At 69.9% G+C, this 21027-nt stretch carries 11 protein-coding genes and 6 tRNA genes; 5 read left to right on the forward strand and 12 right to left on the reverse strand.

The window, feature by feature from the left end; translation table 11 throughout:
* Positions 1 to 52: 52 nt before the first annotated feature.
* From pdxS to ACWFRB_RS07610, 12 genes are all read right to left on the reverse strand, one after another.
* A complete protein-coding gene (pdxS, locus tag ACWFRB_RS07555) occupies positions 53 to 955 on the reverse strand; it encodes a pyridoxal 5'-phosphate synthase lyase subunit PdxS (protein ID WP_452639953.1) in 903 nt (300 codons plus the stop codon).
* 78 nt (positions 956 to 1033) lie between these two features.
* Positions 1034 to 2071: an NUDIX hydrolase gene (locus tag ACWFRB_RS07560; RefSeq protein ID WP_452639955.1), complete on the reverse strand. Its 1038-nt coding sequence runs from the start codon at positions 2069 to 2071 to the stop codon at positions 1034 to 1036.
* Positions 2068 to 3198, reverse strand: a complete 1131-nt coding sequence (locus ACWFRB_RS07565; RefSeq protein WP_452639957.1) for a glycosyltransferase family 4 protein — start codon at positions 3196 to 3198, stop codon at positions 2068 to 2070. The genes ACWFRB_RS07560 and ACWFRB_RS07565 overlap by 4 nt, the downstream gene beginning before the upstream one ends.
* Entirely contained in the window at positions 3195 to 4100 is a 906-nt protein-coding gene (locus ACWFRB_RS07570; protein ID WP_452639958.1) for a phosphatidylinositol mannoside acyltransferase, read from the reverse strand. Before ACWFRB_RS07570 ends, ACWFRB_RS07565 begins: the two co-directional genes overlap by 4 nt.
* The gene (pgsA, locus tag ACWFRB_RS07575) at positions 4097 to 4777 is read right to left on the reverse strand and encodes a phosphatidylinositol phosphate synthase (RefSeq protein ID WP_452639959.1); all 681 of its coding nucleotides are present in this window, start codon (positions 4775 to 4777) and stop codon (positions 4097 to 4099) included. Before pgsA ends, ACWFRB_RS07570 begins: the two co-directional genes overlap by 4 nt.
* 85 nt (positions 4778 to 4862) lie before the next feature.
* Positions 4863 to 5402 carry an HIT family protein gene (locus tag ACWFRB_RS07580; protein ID WP_027499599.1) on the reverse strand — a complete coding sequence of 180 codons (540 nt, stop codon included), beginning with the start codon at positions 5400 to 5402 and terminating at the stop codon, positions 4863 to 4865.
* A complete protein-coding gene (gene thrS / locus ACWFRB_RS07585; RefSeq protein ID WP_452640076.1) occupies positions 5399 to 7450 on the reverse strand; it encodes a threonine--tRNA ligase in 2052 nt (683 codons plus the stop codon). Before thrS ends, ACWFRB_RS07580 begins: the two co-directional genes overlap by 4 nt.
* An 89-nt stretch (positions 7451 to 7539) precedes the next feature.
* On the reverse strand, positions 7540 to 8328 hold the full coding sequence (locus ACWFRB_RS07590; protein WP_452639961.1) for a (2Fe-2S)-binding protein: 789 nt from the start codon (positions 8326 to 8328) through the stop codon (positions 7540 to 7542).
* A gap of 2 nt (positions 8329 to 8330) precedes the next feature.
* Positions 8331 to 8708, reverse strand: coding sequence for a TIGR02611 family protein (locus ACWFRB_RS07595; protein ID WP_452640078.1), 378 nt, complete (start codon positions 8706 to 8708; stop codon positions 8331 to 8333).
* 71 nt (positions 8709 to 8779) lie between these two features.
* A complete protein-coding gene (locus ACWFRB_RS07600) occupies positions 8780 to 9280 on the reverse strand; it encodes a DNA-deoxyinosine glycosylase (RefSeq protein ID WP_452639962.1) in 501 nt (166 codons plus the stop codon).
* 65 nt (positions 9281 to 9345) lie between these two features.
* A complete protein-coding gene (locus tag ACWFRB_RS07605; protein WP_452639964.1) occupies positions 9346 to 19929 on the reverse strand; it encodes an SDR family NAD(P)-dependent oxidoreductase in 10584 nt (3527 codons plus the stop codon).
* A gap of 158 nt (positions 19930 to 20087) precedes the next feature.
* Positions 20088 to 20159: transfer RNA gene (locus ACWFRB_RS07610), tRNA-Val, on the reverse strand.
* 331 nt (positions 20160 to 20490) lie between these two features.
* Here ACWFRB_RS07610 and ACWFRB_RS07615 point away from each other — a divergent pair.
* The 5 genes from ACWFRB_RS07615 (at position 20491) to ACWFRB_RS07635 (ending at position 20985) form a co-directional block, all read left to right on the forward strand.
* A tRNA-Gly gene (locus ACWFRB_RS07615) sits at positions 20491 to 20562 on the forward strand.
* Between the two features lie 24 nt (positions 20563 to 20586).
* Positions 20587 to 20657, forward strand: a tRNA-Cys gene (locus ACWFRB_RS07620).
* Position 20658: 1 nt separating this feature from the next.
* Positions 20659 to 20730, forward strand: a tRNA-Val gene (locus ACWFRB_RS07625).
* Positions 20731 to 20808: 78 nt separating this feature from the next.
* Positions 20809 to 20880 (forward strand) — tRNA-Gly (locus tag ACWFRB_RS07630).
* Between the two features lie 30 nt (positions 20881 to 20910).
* A tRNA-Val gene (locus ACWFRB_RS07635) sits at positions 20911 to 20985 on the forward strand.
* Positions 20986 to 21027: the final 42 nt, after the last annotated feature.

The following is a 21027-nucleotide window of genomic DNA, read 5'->3' on the forward strand; positions in this document are numbered from 1 at the left end:
CATCAGGGATGCGGGGCCGCGTCGAGAATTCAGGCGATCGAAACGCCGCCGATCACCAGCCGCGCTCGGCGAGCCGATGCGAGACCGGCAGATCGTCGACGTTGATGCCGACCATCGCCTCGCCCAGGCCGCGGGAAACCTTCGCCAGCACGTCCGGGTCGTCGAAGAAGGTGGTGGCCTTCACGATCGCGGCCGCACGCTCGGCCGGGTTGCCGGACTTGAAGATGCCCGAGCCGACGAACACGCCCTCCGCGCCCAGCTGCATCATCATCGCCGCATCGGCCGGGGTGGCGATGCCGCCCGCGGTGAACATGGTGACGGGGAGCTTGCCTTCCTTGGCCACCTCGACCACGAGGTCGTACGGCGCCTGCAGCTCCTTCGCCGCCACGTAGAGCTCGTCCTCGCTCAGCGAACCGAGACGACGGATCTCACCGAGGATGGTGCGCATGTGCGTGGTGGCGTTGGAGACGTCGCCGGTGCCTGCCTCACCCTTCGAGCGGATCATGGCCGCGCCCTCGGTGATTCGACGCAGCGCCTCACCCAGGTTGGTGGCGCCGCACACGAACGGCACGGTGAACTTCCACTTGTCGATGTGGTTGGCGTAGTCGGCCGGGGTCAGCACCTCGGACTCGTCGATGTAGTCGACGCCGAGGGACTGCAGGATCTGTGCCTCGACGAAGTGGCCGATCCGGGCCTTGGCCATCACCGGGATGGACACGGCGGAGATGATGCCGTCGATCATGTCCGGGTCGCTCATCCGGGAAACGCCGCCCTGCGCGCGAATGTCCGCGGGCACGCGCTCGAGGGCCATGACCGCCACAGCACCCGCGTCCTCGGCGATCTTCGCCTGCTCTGCGTTGACGACGTCCATGATGACCCCGCCCTTGAGCATCTCGGCCATGCCGCGCTTGACGCGGGCCGTGCCGGTGGTCGGGGCGGTATCAGGGGTGCTCACGGCAAACTCCATCGGTAGTGACCTGTCAGGGGAACTCGTTCAATTCTAGGACGATGCGGGTTTCTGCCGGTCGGCCGGTCAGCGAATCGATCGGACCTCGGGTTCGACCAGCCTCGCGACCACGACATTCGCCTCCTCCAGGAGGTCCGGCAGCTCCTCCGGGTACACCACCTCGCCGGTCGCGGCGATCTCCCGGATGTCGCTCGGGCTGCACCAGCAGTGACCGGTGATCGCGCGCCGTTCGAGGTCGGTGAAGCCGCTGCGGGTGGGAGTGAACTCGGTTGTCTGCAACGCGAAGAACAGCTCCTCGGAGCGGATCAGCTCGCCGTCGTAGGGGAACACCGCGACCCGGCGCCACATCGGGCCACGCAGCACCGACTCGTCCACCGTCAGCCCGGTCTCCTCGGCGATCTCCCGGACGGCGGCCGCCCGCAGGGTCTCCCCCATCTCGACGGCGCCGCCGATGGTGAACCAGAAGTAGACGTCGGGCACCTGCGGGTCGTGCCCGCGCAGCAGCAGCACCCGGCCCTTCTCGTCGAGCAGCACCACGCGGGAGGACGTCCGCGTCTCGTCCACGTTCATGCCTGCGCCCACCACCGGGGCGGTGCGCTCGGCGATCTCGAAGTAGGTGGGTAGCGGGGCGGTGCCGCCGAGGTGCAGCCAGCGCACCGGTCGCCGGGTCCGCAGCGCGAGGGTGTCGCGCACCGCATCGTTGTGGAAGCGGCGGGCGATCAGCACCCTGGCCTCGGCATCGGCCAGCTCCGCCACCAGCTGGGGCGGCAACGCCTCGGCAGGCACCGACGCCAGCGCGACGGACAGCGCGTTCTCCTCGGTCTCACGGTGTCCGCGATCCGCCCGCTCGGCCTTTATCGCCAACGCCGCAAGGGCTTTTCCGTCCGGGACCGGGGCGACCCCATCAGGTGTGAGCGCGGCGGCCACCGCACGGGCCACCACCGACCTGCGCGCGAGCGAGGAGTCGAGCGCCTGCCAGGACAGGTCGGAACGCACGTGCAATCGGTCGAGCCTGTTGGCGGTGCCGTACGCCCACACGCCGATCGCGATGATGACCGCCGCGATCAGCGCCAGGACGAGGATCGAGGTCGCGGAGAAGGTCACGAGCGGACCTCCACGCCGACGCCGCTGCCGCCGACCGTCACCGTCTCGTAGACGCGCAGGATCTGCTCCGCGACCACCGGCCAGTCGTACTCGGCCACCACCTCGGTGGCCGTGCCGACCAGCGCGCGACGGCGGTCCGGGTCACTGAGCACCGAATCGATCGCGGTGGCAAGCGCGGCCGAATCGCCTACCGGCACCAGCATCCCGGCGGTGCCGTCGCGCAGCACCCGGCGGAAAGCGTCCAGTTCACTGGCCACCACCGCCGTGCCTGCCGCCATCGCCTCCACGAGCACGATGCCGAAACTCTCGCCGCCGAGATTCGGCGCACAGTAGACGTCCGCGCTGCGCAGGGCCGAGGCCTTCTCCGCATCGGTGACCTGACCCAGCAGCTTCAGGTGCCCGGCATACCTGCCCGCGTCCTTGCGCAGCCTGTCCTCGTCCCCGCGGCCGACGACCAGGATCTCCAGGTCGGGATGCTTCTCGACGAGCTCCGGCAACGCCTCGAGCAGCACCGCCATGCCCTTGCGCGACTCGTCGTAGCGACCGAGGAACAGCACGGTGCCGCCTGCGCGCGGGTACCCGGGTAGCGGGTCCGCGTTCGCGAACGCGGGCACGTCGACACCGTTGGGGATCTCGACGGCATCCGAGCCGAGCGACTCCATCTGCCACCGCCTCGCCAGTTCGGAGACGGCGATGCGGCCGCTGATCTTCTCGAGATAGGGCGCGAGCACGCCCTGGAAGGTGCTCAGCACCAACGACTTCGTCGTCGAGGTGTGGAAGGTCGCCACGATCGGGCCCTCGGCGATCTTCATCGCCAGCATCGACAGGCTCGGCGCGTTCGGCTCGTGGATGTGCAGCACGTCGAAATCGTTGTCGACGATCCACCGCCGGACCCGGGCATAGGAGACGGGCCCGAAACTCAACCGGGCCACCGAGCCGTTGTACGGGATCGCGACGGCGCGGCCCGCCGAGACCACGAAGTCGGGGAGTTCGGTGCCCTCCGATGCGGGCGCAAGCACGCTGACCTTGTGCCCCCGTTCGATCAGCACCGATGCCAACTCGACGACGTGGGCCTGCACCCCACCCGGCACGTCGAACGAATAGGGACAGACCATCCCGATCCTCATGGCGCTTCCATCCGCGCCAGCCTGCCCTCGGACAGGTCAGCGAGCCACAGCGGCTGGAGCATGTGCCAGTCCGCCGGGTGGTCCGCGATGTTGGCGGCGAAGCGGTCGGCGAGGGCCTGGGTGGCCGCGGCCACCCCGCCTGCGGTGTCCACCGGCGGATCGACCTGGAAGCCCCAGCCGTCGCCCTCGAAGTAGCAGTGCACCGAGAGCAGCGCGGCACCGGTGTCGATCGCGAGCTTGGCAGGGCCTGCGGGCATCCTGGTGGGTTCGCCGAAGAAGGTCACGGGCACACCGTGTTTGGCGAGGTCGCGCTCCCCCAGCAGGCACACCACCCGGTTCTGACGGAGCCGCTTGGCCAGCTGCTCGAAGGGCGGACGCTCCCCACCGCTGAGCGGGAAGATCTCGAACCCCAGCCCCTCCCGGAAGGCGAGGAAACGCTGGTACAGCGACTCCGGCTTGAGCCGTTCGGCGACGGTCGTCACCGAGCCGAAGCGGTGTACGGCCCACACGCCCGCCATGTCCCAGTTCCCGCTGTGCGGCAACGCGAGCACCACTCCGCGGCCGTCCGCGAGGGCCTTGTCCAGGTGCTCCTGGCCGTACACGTGCGCGTTGAGCCGCTTGGCGAGCTCGACATGATCCATCGACGGCAGCCGGAAGGCCTCCCGCCAGTAGCGTGCGTAGGAGCGAAGCGAGTCCCTGATCAGCTCGTCCGGCACCTCTGCGGCGGGTACCCCGAGTACCCGTGCCAGGTTGCGGCGCAGTTGATCCGGGCCGCCGCCGCGGCGGGCGGCCAGATCCGCGCCCCGGTTGAACAGCGACTCCGCCACCCCCTCCGGCAGCGCGCGAACCAACCGCCACCCGGCGGCGTAGCCGAGGTCACTTGCCCGTTCGGTCCAGCTCACGTCGTCGGCGCCTCTCCGCTCTCCGCGGTGCCGGTCTTCGTCGGCAGCGGATCCCGGGCACCAGGGGCGTTGCGCACCTGCAGGAGCCGCTGGACCACGGTGACGATGCTCGCCACCGCCAGCAGCCACATCGCCACGTAGACAGCCCATTCGAGCCAGTCGATGCCGAAGTGTCCCGCGAGGCCGGTCAGGCCGGAGCCGAGGAGGACGATCACCAGGCGGTCCGACCGTTCGATGAGGCCACCCTCCGCGGACAGTCCGCTCGCCTCGGCGCGCGCCTTGGCATAGGAGATGACCTGCGAGGTGACCAGGCTGATCAGGGTCGCCACCAGCAGCGACCGGCTGTTCTCGTGGTACACCGCCCACCAGGCGAGACCGGCGAAGATGGCACCGTCCGCGATCCGGTCACAGGTCGCGTCGAGCACCGCCCCGTACCGGGTCCCGCCGCCGCGTTCCCGCGCCATCGCGCCGTCCACGAGGTCGAACAGGACGAACGCGGCGATCACGATCGCGCCCCAGAACAGGTGTCCCGAGGGGAACAGGGTGATCGCAGCCACCACACTGGCCGTCGTGCCGAACACGGTCACGACGTCCGGGGACAGCCCGACCGCGACCAAGGCCTTGCCCACCGGCGCGATCACCTTCGACACCGCGGCGCGCCCGAGAACGCTCAGCACCTGTCGACCCCCGTTCCTGTGCTGGAAGTGACCCGATTTCGAGTTGATCTCGTCAACGATCCTGCCATGACGCAGGCGATACGGCTCACGCGTTCCAGGCTGCCGAGAGCAGCGCCCTGGTCTCGCGCAGGAGCTGGGGCATCACCTTCGCCCCACCGACGACGGTGATGAAGTTCGCGTCGCCACCCCAGCGCGGGACGATGTGCTGGTGCAGGTGCTCGGCCAGCGAACCGCCCGCCGCTGCGCCCAGATTCAGCCCGACGTTGAAACCGTCCGGACGCGAGACCCGCTTGATCACGCGGATCGCCTGCTGGGTGAACGCCATCAACTCGGCCGACTCTTCGGGGGTGAGGTCCTCGAGCGCGGCGACGCGGCGGTACGGAACCACCATCATGTGGCCGGGGTTGTACGGGTACAGGTTGAGCACCGCGTAGACGTGCTCGCCGCGGGCGACGATCAACCCCTCCTCGTCGCTCATCTTCGGGATGTCGGTGAACGGTCCCTCGCCCGGGGTCGTGACCTTCGGCGCCTCGGCGATGTAAGACATCCGGTGCGGCGACCAGAGTCGCTGCAGCCGGTCCGGGTCACCGGGTCCGGTGTCGACGACCGAGCCCTCGTCGCTCATCCGAGGTCTCCCAGCAGTTCCGCTGTGGGCGAGGCGTTCTCGCGCCTCGCGATCCAGCCGGTGATCGCCTCGACGGCGTCCGCGACCGCGATGCCGTTGATCTGGGTGCCGTCGCGGAAGCGGAAGCTGACCGCGCCGGCCTCCACGTCCCGCTCGCCCGCGAGCAGCATGAACGGCACCTTCTGCGTGGTGTGGTTGCGGATCTTCTTCTGCATCCTGTCGTCGCTGACGTCCACCTCGGCCCGGACACCGGCGGCCTTGAGCTTGGCCACCACGTCGAACAGGTGCTCCTCGAAGGCCTCGGCGACGGGGATGCCGACGACCTGCACGGGAGCCAGCCACGCCGGGAACGCGCCCGCGTAGTGCTCGGTGAGCACACCGAAGAACCGCTCGATGGAACCGAACAGGGCGCGGTGGATCATCACCGGCTGATGCTTGGCGCCGTCCGACCCGGTGTACTCGAGCTCGAAGCGCTCGGGCTGGTTGAAGTCGAGCTGGATCGTCGACATCTGCCAGCTTCGCCCGAGCGCGTCCTGAACCTGCACCGAGATCTTCGGGCCGTAGAACGCGGCGCCGCCTGGGTCCGGGATCAGGGTCAGGCCCGACGCCTCGGCGACCTCGGCAAGGGTGTTGGTCGCCTCTTCCCAGGTCGCGTCGTCGCCGACGTACTTGTCGGGGTTCTTGGTGGACAGCTCGAGGTAGTAGTCGTCGAGGCCGTAGTCCTTGAGCAGGCCGAGCACGAAGTTCAGCGTGCGGGTGAGCTCGTCACGCATGTCCTCGCGCGTGGTGTAGATGTGCGCGTCGTCCTGCGTCATGCCGCGCACGCGGGTGAGGCCGTGCACGACGCCCGACTTCTCGTAGCGGTAGACGGAGCCGAACTCGAACAGGCGCAGTGGGAGTTCGCGGTAGGAACGACCACGGGACCGGAAGATCAGGTTGTGCATCGGGCAGTTCATCGGCTTGAGGAAGTACTCCTGGCCGGGCTTGCGCACCGTGCCGTCCTCGTTCAGCTCCTCGTCGATGTGCATCGCCGGGAACATGCCGTCGCGGTACCAGTCCAGGTGACCGGAGACCTCGTAGAGGTGCCCCTTGGTGATGTGCGGCGAGTAGACGAACTCGTAGCCCTCCTCGACATGCCGCTGACGGGAGTAGTTCTCCATCTCCTGGCGGATGATGCCGCCCTTGGGGTGGAACACCGGCAGTCCGGAACCGAGCTCGTCGGGGAAGCTGAACAGGTCCAGCTCCGCGCCGACCTTGCGGTGGTCGCGACGCTCGGCCTCCGCGATCAGCTCCATGTGCTTGTCGAGCGCCTCCGAGGACTCCCATGCGGTGCCGTAGATGCGCTGCAGGTCCTCGCGGTTCTGGTCGCCGCGCCAGTACGCGGCCGAGCTGCGGGTCAGCTTGAAGGCGGGAATGTGCTTGGTGGTGGGGATGTGCGGGCCGCGGCACAGGTCGCCCCACACCTTCTCGCCGGTCCTCGGGTCGAGGTTGTCGTAGATGGTCAGCTCGTTGCCGCCGACCTCCATCACCTCGGGATCGTCGATGCCCGACTTGTCGTCGATCAGTTCGAGCTTGAACGGCTCGTTCGCCAGCTCGACGCGGGCGTCCTCGATGTTCTCGACCACGCGCCGCGAAAAGCGTTGCGAGCCCTTGATGATCTGCTTCATCTTCTTCTCGAGGCGGGCCAGGTCCTCCGGGGTGAACGGCTCGTCGACCCGGAAGTCGTAGTAGAAGCCGTCCTTGATCGGCGGGCCGATGCCGAGCTTGGCGTTCGGGAACTCCGACTGCACGGCCTGGGCGAGCACGTGCGCCGCGGAATGCCGGATCACGGTGCGACCGTCCTCCGAGTCGGCCGCGACCGGCTCGACCAGTGCATCCTCCTCTGGGATCCAGGACAGGTCCTTGAGCTGGCCCTCCGCGTCCCGGACCACGACGATGGCGTCGGCACCCTTACCGGTGAGCCCCGCCTCCCGAACCGCCGTACCGGCGGTAGTCCCCGCGGGCACCCGGACGTGGGCGGCTGAGACTGCGGATGCGGGCGTGGTCACGGCGATGTGCTCCTCGATGTTCTGCGCCGACTCGAAGTCGGCAGCTCGGTGAGCCCTCATGCTATCGGCACTCCGATCGGACGGGCCTGTCACCCGAGCAGCGCGCCGAGCCGAGCCGCACGAACCGACGGCTGCTGACGGGGACAGCTGGTGCACTTGACGCCCTCGGCGGCCACCGGGTCGGGTTCCGTTTCGTAGATCAGGCAGCAGGACGACCTGCGGATCACCCGCCGGGAAACCGGTGCGGGCGCGGCCAGTGGGTCCGCACCGGTCAGTCCCCCGCGGCCGACGTCGACGAACCGGGGGCGCGGCATCTCGGCGCCGATCAGATCTGCCAACCGCACCGCCAGCGCGCTGCCGAGCACCGGGCTGCCGAGCGCGGTGCCCGCGTCCAGCGCGCGGTTGCCGAGCGAGTCGGTCGCGATCGCCCACAGCGAGCGCACGCCGGCACCGCTGAGTTCACTCAATGCCGCGATGATCGGGGCGAGCGCGGCGCCGATCCGCTCGGCCAGCACCTCGTCGTCGCGGATGCCTACCTCGGAGCGAATGGTCCCCAGATACCCGTCGGGTCGCAACGTGCAGGTCAGCCCCTCGAGAGCGGGGTCGGGCGCGAGGCCCGTCGCCAGCAGCATCGAGGCGGGCACCGACAGCAACGTCGAGCTCGCCGAGTACCACCACAGCGTGGCGCAGACACGGGGATCCTGGCAGGCCCAGCGGCGCGCGGTGTCGGCGATCCTGGCCGCCAGCCAGTCCCGGTCCACCAGTACACCGCCGGGGTGTTCGACCGCGCCCGGCTCGGGTACGGTCGCCTCCCGCAGCGACGGGATCGCCGCGACCGCGCGCTCGTAGGCCTGGCCGAGTTCCTGATCCGGCACCACGACTAGAGCGGGCTGTCCAGGATCGGGTGCTCGATGCCCACCCAACCCCCGATCAGCCCGAAAGTTCCCAGCACCCACAGGGTTCCGATCACGATGGCACACGTCAGCAACGCGGACAGCGTCTTCACCACGACCGATTGGCGGCCGAACCACGCCATGAACCTGTCGTAGCGCTCCCGGGCGAACCGGAGCAGGCGGTGCGCCCACGCGAATTCCGAGGCGAGGATGCCCAGCCCGGCGAACACGATCAACCAGCCAGGACCGGGATAGGGAATCGCGATGATGCCGACGACGAGGACCAGTCCGCCGACCACGCCGACGCAGATGCGGTAGGCCAGGTTCACCGCGGTGTTGCCTGCGATATCCCGCCGCAGGCGCATCCATCGATTCTCAGTCGTCACCACCCGGCCAACAGTACCGACGGACCGGTCGCGGCGCGCCGGTCGTCGACCTACCTGGCGACCGCCCGCCACGCCGCGAGCTTGTCCGCCACCGGGGTGCCCGCGTTCGCCGGACTCGTCGATGGCAGCCGCGCCATGGCGACCGACTCCGGATGCAGGCCGCGTGCGACGACGGCGCGCCTGTACGCCTGTTCGGCCTTGGCCCCGTTGAAGAAGACCCGGCCGATCCGGGGGTGACGTTCGAACAGGGCCGCGAAGTCGTTCGCCACCTCGGAATCGGGGTCGATGCTCGAGTCGAGGCTGCCCTCCCGCCTGCACAGCTTCAGCACGTCCCACAGCGCGATGCCCTCGTCCTGCAGCCGCTGCAGGCGCTGCGCGTACGTCTGCCGGGGCCCCGCGTCGAACAGCTCGCCCATGATCGGCCAGAAACTGTTGCGCGGATTCGCGTAGTACATGCCCGCGGCCAGCGACGGAATGCCCGGCATCGACCCGAGGATCAAGGTGTCGGCGCGGTCGTCGAGTACGGCGGGAAAGCTGTGGACGACGGTCATGGGCGTCCATTACACCCCAACATCGGCAGGAGAAGAAGGGGGCGGTGTCCCCCACCGGCGCAGATTCACAGGCCACGATCGATCAGGTCGAGGATCTCCTCACTGGTCGCCGCGTGAATCTTGTCGACTGCGTCGGCATGCGCACCCTCGCCCGCGCCGACCTCGGCCAACAGGTTGGCCAGGCGTTTCGTGAGCGCCGCCCTTGCCTCGCTGTCCTCCCCGAACTCGGCGATGGTCGCGCGAAGTCGGTCGACGTCGGCGAACGCCACCGACACCGGATCCGGAACGAGTTCCGCGCGCAGGAACTCGGCGACGGCGCGGGAGCTCGGGTGATCGAACACCATGGTGGGCGGCAACCGCAGCCCCGTGGCCGCACCGAGGTGGTTGCGGAGCGCCACGGCGGCGAGCGAGTCGAAGCCCAGCTCCTTGAACGCCTGGTCGGGGTCGACCGAGTCCCCGGCGTCGTGGCCGAGCACCGCGGCGGCGCCTGCCCGGACCAGTTCGAGCATCAAGTGCCGCTGTTCGGGAATCGACATGTCGGCCAGCCGCTGCGCCCAATCCGACGGCCCCGACCCGCTCGATCCGGCCGAGCCCGACCCCGCGGCACGCCTGCGCGGTTCCCGGATCAGGCCGCGCAGCGGGGCAGGCAGGTACGGCCCGGCCGACCCGGAGAGGTCGAACCGGGCGGCGGCCACGGCCGGGACACCGGCGGCCATGGCGTCGTCGAGGAGGGCGAGGCCGTCGGGAGCGGTCATCGGAACCATGCCACTGCGGCGCGCCCTGGCGAGATCGATCGCTCCGAGGTTGTCGGTCATCGTGCTCGGCGGTGCCCACATGCCCCACGCGATCGACACCGCGGGAAGACCGAGGGCGTGGCGGTGCCGCGCGAGGGCATCGAGGAACATGTTCGCGGCCGCGTAGTTCGCCTGTCCCGGCGCGCCGAGGACACCGCCTAGCGAGGAGAACAGCACAAAGGCCCGCACCCCGGATGTCGCGGTCAGCCGGTGCAGGTGCCAGGCCGCGTCGACCTTCGGGCGCAGCACCGTGTCGAGCCGCTCGGGCGTCAACGAACCGACTGTGGCGTCGTCGATCACGCCTGCGGCGTGGATCACCGCGGTCAGCGGGTGCTCCTGCGGTATCCCGGCCAGCAGCGCCGCGAGGGCGGGCTCATCGGAGGTGTCGCAGGCGAGGATCCTCACCTCGGCTCCCAGATCGGCGAGCTCGCGACGCAGCTGGTCGCTACCCTCCGCGTCGGGTCCGCGCCTGCTGGTCAGCACCAGATGCCGCGCGCCGTGCGTGGCGATCAGGTGCCGGGCCACCAACGAGCCCAGGGTGCCGGTGCCGCCGGTGACGAGAACGGTGCCGTCGGGATCGAACGGTGCCGATCTCTCGACGGCGGGTATGCGCCGCAACCGGGGTGCCAGCAGGGTGCCGTTCCTGACCGCCAACTGGGGTTCCCCGCTCGCCGATGCCGACGTGATCGCGGCTTCGGCATCAGATGCGTCGTCGAGGTCGATGAGCACGAACCGGTCCGGGTTCTCGTTTTGCGCGGACCCCACGAGTCCCCAGACCGCGGCGGCCGCCAGGTCGGCATCCGCGTCGCTGTCCTGCCCGCCATCGGTGACCATCGCGTTGCGGGTCACGATCACCAGCCTGCTGTCGACGACGGCATCGTCGTCCAGCCACTCCTGCAGCAGGCCCAGCTCTCGGGCGCACAGTTCGTGGGTGACGTCCGGACCGTGCTCGCCCCCGGTCCCGCATCCGACCAGCACCGTCCACGGGACCCGATCGTCGCCGTCGGCGACGGACTCCATCGCGGCTCGCAACGCCGCCAGGTCGGGATAGTGGGGAAACGCAGGAACGTCGCCCGGCCACCCGGAACCGAGGACTGCCACCGGTCCAGGTGCCGGCTCCGACGAGGGACCCTCCACCGGAATCCAGCTGAGCCGGTGCAGCGGCGGAGCCGCCCTGCCACCCGGACCCGACCCGTCGACCTCCCTTGGCACCACCCGCAGCGCGTCGACCGTCAGCACCGGCTCACCGCGCGGGTCGCTGAGGGCGACGTGATGTCGCCCGTCCTCACGCACCGCGGACCGCACCGACACCGCCTCCGCTCCGACGGTGTGCAGACGGAGTCCCGACCAGGTCACCGGCCAGCCGTCCCACCCGAGGATCGGCTCGAGCGCGGCCTCCAACAGCTCCGGATGAATGCCGTAGCCGGTCGCGTCGGTGCCTTCCTCCAGCCGAACCTCGGCCTCGACGTCGCCGGGAACCTGTTGCGCGGCAGCCGCGGCGGGGCCCACGACGTCGTCGATCGTCGCGGAGGCGTTCCTGACCCAGGTATCGGGGCTGTCGGCCTCGGCCGCGTTCGACGAGATGGTGACGGTGCGACCGCCGACGGCGTCGGTCGGCGACACGAGCACCCTGATCGATGCCTGCCCAGGCGACGGGAGGGTCAGTGGCCGGTGCAGCGTCAGTTCGTCGATGTGGTCGAGACCGATGTGGTGGGCAGCGTGCAGCGTGAGTTCGACCAGCACCGCGCTCGAGACCGACTGCGGAGCGTCGGGAGACGGCGGCTCACCGTCATCGGCAGGCGGCGGCACGAGCCACGCATCGCGCGGCAACGAGAGCTGTCCGGTGAGCATCAGCGCGCCGTCCTCGAGGCTCACCGCCGCGCCGAGCAGCGGATGCTCCGCCGGACCCAACCCCAGCTCCGTCGGATCACCGGTACTCCCAATCGATGTCGAGGGCCAGAAGGAGCGACGCTGGAATGCGTAGGTGGGCAGGTCGACCCGTCGACGCCCTGGCAGTACCCGATCCCAGTCGATCGGGACGCCCTGCACGTAGGCCGCCGCGACCGCCGCGACGATCCCGTGCGCCTCGTCTCCGCGTCCTGGCAGCGTGGCGATCGCGTTCGGGACGACCTCCGCGGCGAGCGCGGTCAGGGTCGCGCCGGGACCGACTTCGACGAGGCGGGTGACACCGAGCTCGTCGAGGGCGCGAATGCCGTCGTGGAAGCGCACCGATTGCCGGATGTGCTGCGTCCAGTAGTCCGGGGAGACGAGTTCGTCGGCGGTGGCGACGCGACCGGTGACGTTGGAGATGATCGGCACGGTCGGCGGCTGCGGCGTCAGCCTCGACACCACGGTGGCGAACTCGTCGAGGATGGGGTCCATCAGGGTGGAGTGGAAGGCCCGCTCGACCCGCAGGCTCGTGGTCTTCAGCCCGGCGGCCGCCAATTCGGATGCAACGGTGTCCAGATCGCGTTCACCGCCCGCGAGCACCACCGATTCGGCACCGTTGACGGCAGCCAGATCGACCCGGTCGTCGATCCGTGCGAGCACGTCCTCGGCCCGAGCGCGGACGGCGATCATCGCGCCCGGCTTCGTCGACTGCATCAACCGTCCGCGCTCGCCCACAAGGGCTGCGGCGTCGGGCAGGCTGAACACTCCGGCGACGTGTGCCGCGGTGATCTCGCCGATCGAGTGGCCGATCAGGTAGTCAGGGGTGATGCCCCAGTCCCGCAGCAGCCGATAGAGCGCGACCTCGACGGCGAACAAGGCGGGCTGGGTGTACTCGGTGCTGTCGAGCTTGGCGGCGCCGCCCTCGGCGTCGTCCCAGATCACCTCCCGCACCGGGACTTCTACGTGCTCGTCGAGTGCGGCACAGACCTCGTCCAGTGCCTCCGCGAACACCGGGTAGGCCTCGTAGAGGCCACGGCCCATCCCGATCCGTTGCGCGCCCTGGCCGGTGAACATGAAGGCCGTCTTGCCGCGGACGCTGGTCCCCTCGATGACATTGCCGCCCGGTCGCCCCTGCACGATGTGGTCCAGGCCGTCGCGCAGGTCGGCGAACGTCTCGCCGATCACCGCGGCGCGGTGGGCGAAGCCGGATCGGGTGGTGGCCAGGGAGTATGCGACGTCGGCCGGATCGGGGAGTTCTGCCGCATTGTCGAGGAATTCCGCCAACCGAGCTGCCTGCGCCCGCAGCGCGTCGCCGGTCTTTCCTGAGATCACCCAGGCCAGCGGCGCGGCGGCTTGCTGCGGGAGATCGGGCGCAGGAACGTCGGGTGGCTGTTCGAGGATCAGGTGCGCGTTGGTGCCGCTGATTCCGAACGACGAGACCGCCGCGCGACGGGGCCGCCCGGTCTCCGGCCACGAAACCGGTTCGGCGAGCAGCGAGACCTCTCCCGCGGTCCAGTCGACGTGCCGGGTCGGGGCATCGCCGTGCAGGCTCGGCGGCAGCACCCCGTGCCGCATCGCCATCACCATCTTGATCACGCCCGCGACCCCGGCCGCGGCCTGGGCGTGGCCGATGTTCGACTTGACCGAACCGAGCCACAACGGCCTGCCCTCGCGGTCCTGCCCGTAGGCGGCCAGCAGCGCCTGCGCCTCGATCGGGTCACCGAGCGTCGTGCCGGTGCCGTGTGCCTCCACGGCGTCGATGTCGGTGGGTTCGAGCGCAGCATCGGCCAGCGCCTGGCGGATCACCCGCTCCTGGGACGGCCCGTTCGGTGCGGTCAATCCGTTGGAGGCCCCATCCTGGTTGACCGCCGATCCGCGGACGATCGCCAGTACCCGATGGCCGTTGCGTTCGGCGTCGCTCAGCCGCTCCAGCACCACCATGCCCGCGCCCTCGCTGAGCCCGGTGCCGTCCGCCCGGTCCGAGAACGGCTTGCACCGACCGTCCGCGGCGAGGCCGCGCTGGCGACTGAACTCGATCAGCACGCCCGGTGTGGACATCACCGTCGCCCCGCCCGCCAACGCGAGCGCGCATTCGCCGTCGCGCAGGGCCCGCGCCGCGAGATGCATGGCCACCAGTGACGACGAGCAGGCCGTGTCCACGGTGACCGCGGGCCCGGTGAAGCCGAGAGAGTACGAGATCCGGCCGGAGGCAACGCTGTTGCTTGTGCCGGTCATCAGATATCCCTCGGCGTCGACGTTGCGCCTGCTCATCAGGTGGAAGCCGTAGTCGCCTCCCATCAGTCCCACGTACACGCCGGTGTCGGTGAGTCCCGGTCCGTTCGGCTGGATCCCCGCCTGTTCCAACGCTTCCCATGCGCTCTCGAGGAGCAGCCGGTGCTGGGGGTCCATCGCGATCGCCTCGCGCGGGCTGATGCCGAAGAACGCGGCGTCGAACTCGTCGGCGTCGTAGAGGAATCCGCCTTGGCTCATGTAGGTGGTGCCGGTGCGCTCCGGGTCGGGGTGGTAGACCTCGGCGAGATTCCAGCCGCGGTTGTCGGGGTACGCACCCACGGTGTCGTGGCCCTCGCGCACGAGTTGCCACAGGTCGTCCGGGCAGTACACCCGCCCCGGATACCTACAGGCCATCCCGACGATCGCGATCGGGTCCTCGCCCCTCCGAGTTCGCGCCGACCGGGTCGGCAACGGTGCCGCGTCGCCGCCGAGCAGTCGGGCCACGAGCTCCCTGGCGAGCGCATCGGCGGTGGGATGGTCGAACACCACGGTCGCGGCGAGTCCGACGCCGGTGGCGGTCGCGAGCTGATTGCGCAGTTGCACGGCGGTCAGCGAGTCGAAGCCGAGCTGCTTGAAGGCCCGTTCCGGGTCGATCGCCTCCTTGCTGTCGTGACCGAGTACGGCGGCCACGTGGGTGGTGACGAGGTCGAGGATCCGGCCGTGTCGCTCGCCGGGATCGAGTGCCCGCAACTCGTCGGCCAGGCCGGTGGGTGTTTCGGCGGCGGCGACCCGGCGACGGATCCCGAGGACCCGGCGCAGGATCGGCGGCAGGGACTCGGCGTCGGATCGGGAGGGTCGCGTCGAGAGGCGTATCGGAACGATCAGCGGCCGGTTCACGGCCAGCGCCGCATCGAACAGGGCCAACCCCGACTCCGGGCTGATGGTGTCGATGCCGGAGCGCTGCAACCGGTCCAGGTCTGCCGCGTTCAGGTGGGAGGTCATCCCGCTCGGCCGGTCCCACAACCCCCAGGCCAGGGAGATCCCCTTCAGCCCGCGGGCGCGACGGTGCTGCGCCAGTGCGTCGAGGAAGACGTTCGCGGCCGCATAGTTGGCCTGGCCTGCGCCGCCGAGCACACCCGCCGCGGAGGAGAACAGTACGAACGCCGACAGGTCGTGGTCGCGGGTGAGTTCGTGCAGATGCCAGGCACCGTCCACCTTGGGACGCATGACGTCGTGCAACTGGTCTCGGGTCACGGTGGCGGCGGTGGCATCCTCGAGCACCCCGGCCGCGTGGATCACGCCGGACAGGTCGGGGATGTCGGCGAGCAGGGCGGCGACCGCCGCGCGGTCGGCGACATCGCAGGCGGCCAGACGGATCTCGGCCCCCGATTCGGCGACCTCGGCCCGCAGTTCCGCCGCGCCGTCGGCGCCCTGCTCGTGCCTGCTGGTCAACACCAGCCGGCGAACCCCGTATCGCGCCACGAGGTGGCGGGCGATCAGCCTGCCGATGGTCCCGGTGCCCCCCGTGATGAGGACCGTGCCATCCGGACCGAAGGGGGCCGGATCCTCATCGTGTGCGGCAGCGACGGGCGCCTCCGCGGCGAGCATGGGCGCCAGCAGCACGCCGTCGCGGATCGCCAGCTGGGGTTCGTTGCAGGCCAATGCCATTGCCAGCAGCGCGGGATCGGCGGGTTCACCCGCAGGCGCATCCAGATCCACCAGGCGGATGCGGTCCGGGAACTCGTGTTGCACCGCACCGATCAGCCCCCATGCGGGCGCGGCCGACACGTCGTCGATCGGTTCGCCGTCGCGCACGCCGACCCCGAGCCGGGTCGTGACGAGCAGGCGGGTCTGCGCCAGCCGATCCTCGCGGAGCCAGGACTGGACGGCGGTCAACGCTGCCTCCGCGGCGGCGTGCGCCCGGGCCGGCACGTCGGACTCCCCGCCCGGCTCGCAGTCCAGCCACAGCACCCGACCGGAGTGGTCACCGCCCGCCAGTGCCTCCGCGAGCGGCAACAGCTCCGCCCCGCCCGCCGCGGCCGCGCCCACCGGCATCCACTCCACGCGGTAGAGATTCTCGCCTGCACCGGTGGCGGGAAGCTGGGTGTCCCCGAGCGGGCGCAGCGCCAACGAATCGACGGTCAACACGGGTTTGCCTGCCACGTCGAAGGCGGAGACCCGGTACCGCTCGGGACCGATCGCCTCGACGTGCACACGCAGAGCGGTGGCGCCGATGGCGTGCAACTGCACAGCGCCCCAGGCGAAAGGCAGCCGGACCCCGCTCGCGCCGGACCCCGCGCTACCGAGCGCGATCACGTGCAACGCCGCGTCGAGCACGGCCGGGTGGATCCCGTATCCCACGACCGCCTCGGCCGGGTCCTCGCCGCCCAGACTCACCTCGCCGTACAACTCGTCGCCGCGGCGCCACGCCGCCCGCAGGCCACGGAAGCTCGGGCCGTACCCGTAGCCGGCCTCGTCGAGCACTTCGTACAGACCCCGCACGTCGATCGGGGTGACATCGTCAGGCGGCCACTGCTGTTCGGCGGAGTCCGCGGCGCCAACGGCCGCGGTGAGCGTGCCGGTGGCGTGCCTGGTCCATGGAGCCTCCCCCGAGGCATCCGCGGGCCGGGAGTGCACCGCCACCGTCGAGCGGCCGCCGTCTCCCTCGGCGAGGACGCTCACCTGCACCGCCACCTCGCCCTCGGCAGGGATCAGCAGGGGCGCTTCGATCGCGAGGTCCTCGAGCCCGCCGCGCGCGACGCGGTTCCCCGCGTGCAGGGCCAGCTCCACGAACGCCGTGCCGGGCAGGATGACGGTCCCGTTCACCGCATGGTCGCGCAGCCACGGAAGGCGTTGCGGGGAAAGCAAGCCCGTGAACACCACGCCCCGGTCGTCCCCGAGCTCGACCGACGCGGCGAGCATCGGATGTCCCCCGGTGTCCATGCCCGCCGACGCGACGTCACCGTGCCGCGCGGGACCGTCCAGCCAGTAGCGACGATGCTGGAAGGCATACGTGGGCAGGTCAACCCACCGCCTGCGATCGCCGCGTCGCGCCCAGCCGACCCGGTCCCAGTCGATGTGCACTCCGGACACCTGGGCCTCGGCGAGCGCAGCGGTGAACTGGCGCAGACCCGCGCGTTCGCGCCGCAGGGTGCCGATGGCCCGGCCCGCGACACCCGCCGCGTCGAGGGTCTCCTGCAACGGCACGGTCAGGATGGGATGGCTGCACGACTCGACGAACAATCGATAGCCGTCCGCGGCCAGCGATCTGGTCGCCTGCTCGAACCGGACGGGGCGCCGCAGGTTCCGGTACCAATAGTCCGCGTCGAGCGTGGTGCCGTCCAACGCGCCACCGGTCACCGTCGAATAGAACGGAATCCGCGACCGACGGGGCGTGACCGAGGCGAGCGCGTCGAGGATCGGATCGCGCAACACCGACACATCCGCGCAGTGCGAGGCGTACTCCACCGCGATCCGCCTGGCCTGGACGCCCTCACCCTGCAACTGCCCCACCAGCGAGTCGAGCGCGTCGACGGGACCGGACAGCACCGTCGCGGAGGGACCGTTCATCGCCGCCACCTCGATGGCGCCCGCCCACGGTTCGATCTTCGCCCGCACCGCGTCCGCGGGCAGTGCCACCGAGGCCATCCCGCCGCCGCGCCGCGCCGACGCGGCGATCACGCTGCTCCGCGCGGCGACGACCAGCGCCGCGTCGGACAGGCTCAGCGCGCCTGCGACGCAGGCAGCGGCGATCTCGCCCTGCGAATGTCCGACCACGGCCGCCGGTTCGACGCCGTGTGCGCGCCACAGTTGGGTGAGGGAGACCATCACCGCGAACAGCGCGGGTTGCACGACATCGACCCGGTCCAGCGAGGACGGATCGCGGTCGCGGAGCACGTCGAGCAGGGAGAACTTCGTGTAAGGCGCCAGCGCGTCGGCACATTCGCGCACGCTGTCGGCGAACTGCGGCGACGTCTCGAGCAGTTCCGCGGCCATGCCAACCCACTGCGCACCCTGACCCGGGAAGACGAACACCGGCCGGTCCCCTGCTTCGAAAGCCAGCCCGGTGACCACATCGGGGCTCGGCGCGCCCCGGCCAAGCGAGTCGAGGCCCGCCAGCAGTCCCGAGGGCTCCGAGCCGATCACGGCGGCGCGATGGTCGAAGGTGGCCCGCGAACCCAGCAACGCCCCGGCCACCTCGGCAGGCGTCAGTTCGGGATGGTCCGCGACGTACTCGCGCAACCGCTCGGCCTGGGCGCGCAGCGCGGGTTCTGTGTGGCCCGATACGAACCAGGCCACGACCTCGCCTTCGGGAGCTGACGATTCTTCGGACGGCGGCGCGACGGACGGTGGCTGCTCCAGCACGACGTGCGCGTTGGTGCCGCTGATGCCGAACGAGGACACCGCCGCCCGCCTGGGCCGACCGGCTTCCGGCCAGTCGCGGTTCTCGGTGAGCAGGGACACCGAACCGGCGGACCAGTCGACGTGCGGGGTCGGCCGGTCGATGTGCAGCGTCTTGGGTAGGACCCCGTGCCGCATCGCCATGATCATCTTGATCACCCCGGCCACGCCCGCGGCCGCCTGGGTGTGCCCGAGATTCGACTTCACCGAGCCGAGCCACAGTGGCCGGTCTGCGGGGCGATCGCGGCCGTAGCCTGCCAGCAGGGCGGACGCCTCGATCGGATCGCCCAGCGTGGTTCCTGTGCCATGCGCCTCGACCGCGTCGACGTCGGCGGGGCCGAGCCCGGCACTGGCAAGGGCCTGCCGGATCACCCGCTCCTGCGCCTGCTTGTTCGGAGCGGTCAGGCCGTTGCTGGCACCGTCCTGGTTCACCGCGCTGCCACGGATGACGGCCAGTATCCGGCGACCGTTGCGCTCCGCGTCGGAAAGTCGTTCCAACGCGACCATTCCCGAGCCCTCGCCCCACGCCGTGCCGTCCGCGGCGGCGGAGAAGGCCTTGCACCGCCCGTCCCTGGCCAGTCCGCGCTGGCGACTGAACTCCACGAACACCGCTGGGGTCGCCATGACCGTCGCCCCGCCCGCGAGGGCCAGTTCGCACTCACCGCTGCGCAGCGCCTGCATTGCCAGGTGGATGGACACCAGGGAAGAGGAGCACGCGGTGTCGACGGTGATCGCGGGTCCACACAGGCCGAAGCTGTACGCCACGCGTCCGGAGGCGACGCTCATGGCGTTGCCGGTGATGAAGTAGCCCTCGAGGTCCTCTGGCGGCGCCCCGCCTGCCCGCGCCGCGTAGTCGATACCGGACAGCCCGGTGAAGACGCCGACCTGGGCACCGTGCACCGACCTCGGATCGATGCCGGCGTGCTCGAGGGTCTCCCAGCTCGTTTCGAGGAGAAGACGCTGCTGCGGGTCCATGGCCAGCGCCTCGCGCGGCGAGATACCGAAGACCTGCGGATCGAACCCCGCCGGGTCGTCGAGGAAGCTGCCCTGCACCGTGTAGGTCTTGCCGGACTGCTCGGCCTTCGGATCGTAGAGGTCCGCGATCCCCCAGCCGCGGTCCTCCGGGAACCCGGAGACGGTTTCCGAACCCGACTCCACCAGACGCCACAGGTCCTCCGGCGACCGGACCCCGCCCGGATACCGGCAGCCCATACCGATCACCGCGATCGGTTCGCGGCTGACCTCCTCGGCCTCACGAAGCTTCTCCCGCGTCTGATACAGCTCTGCGGTCACCCGCTTCAGATAGTCGAGGAGCTTCGCCTGATCGGCCATTCGAGATCAGCTCCAATCTGAGAGCCCCCCGACGCCAGCGCGGAACATCGATTGTATCCGCCACCACCTCCCCGAGGCAGCCGTCTGCTGGTCACGAATGCTTCCGGCTACATCGAGAACACAAAAAAGCCCCCCTCGAATGAGGGGGGCTTTCGTTGTGGTCCCGGCTGGGATCGAACCAGCGACCTTCCGCGTGTGAAGCGGACGCTCTCCCACTGAGCCACGGGACCGAGCCGCGCGTTGAACTCTCGCGGCCGGACGGGATGGAACATTAACACGACTTCCGCGGAAGTGAAAAACCGCTGTCCGACCCCGCCCCCATCCCCGCCGAACCACATCCCTGTCCCCGCCAACCCTCGTTCTCCGTCCGCCCGGTCCTCCGACCCGGAAGCAGCAAGAAAGCAGGAGACCACCCCTGCAATGCGCGGCAAGTGTGCAGTAAATGCGCTGCACCCGATCCCCGATTCCGTCACTGAACTGGCGATTTGTGACTACACACCCCGTGGGCTAATGTTTCATCTCGCACCACGGAGGCAGCAACGCAGCCCCCGGAAGTGCAATGCGGATGTAGCGCAGTGGTAGCGCATCACCTTGCCAAGGTGAGGGTCGCGGGTTCGAATCCCGTCATCCGCTCTCGAGGTTGGACTCGACCTTGACGGTGGAGTGGCCGAGTGGTGAGGCAACGGCCTGCAAAGCCGTGCACACGGGTTCGATTCCCGTCTCCACCTCGCGCGATTAGCTCAGCGGGAGAGCGCTTCCCTGACACGGAAGAGGTCACTGGTTCAATCCCAGTATCGCGCACGAAGGAAAAGGCACCCGGACGGGTGCCTTTTCTGTACGCACTCTCGGACCTACACAATGGGTCCGATGGTGCACAATGCGGATGTAGCGCAGTGGTAGCGCATCACCTTGCCAAGGTGAGGGTCGCGGGTTCGAATCCCGTCATCCGCTCGTTTGGGCCGGACCCGGTTCCGGCTTCTCGCGCGATTAGCTCAGCGGGAGAGCGCTTCCCTGACACGGAAGAGGTCACTGGTTCAATCCCAGTATCGCGCACCATCTTCGAAAGCCCCGGCCACTGGCCGGGGCTTTCGTCGTATC

The organism is Rhodococcus sp. NPDC055112, assembly GCF_053607505.1.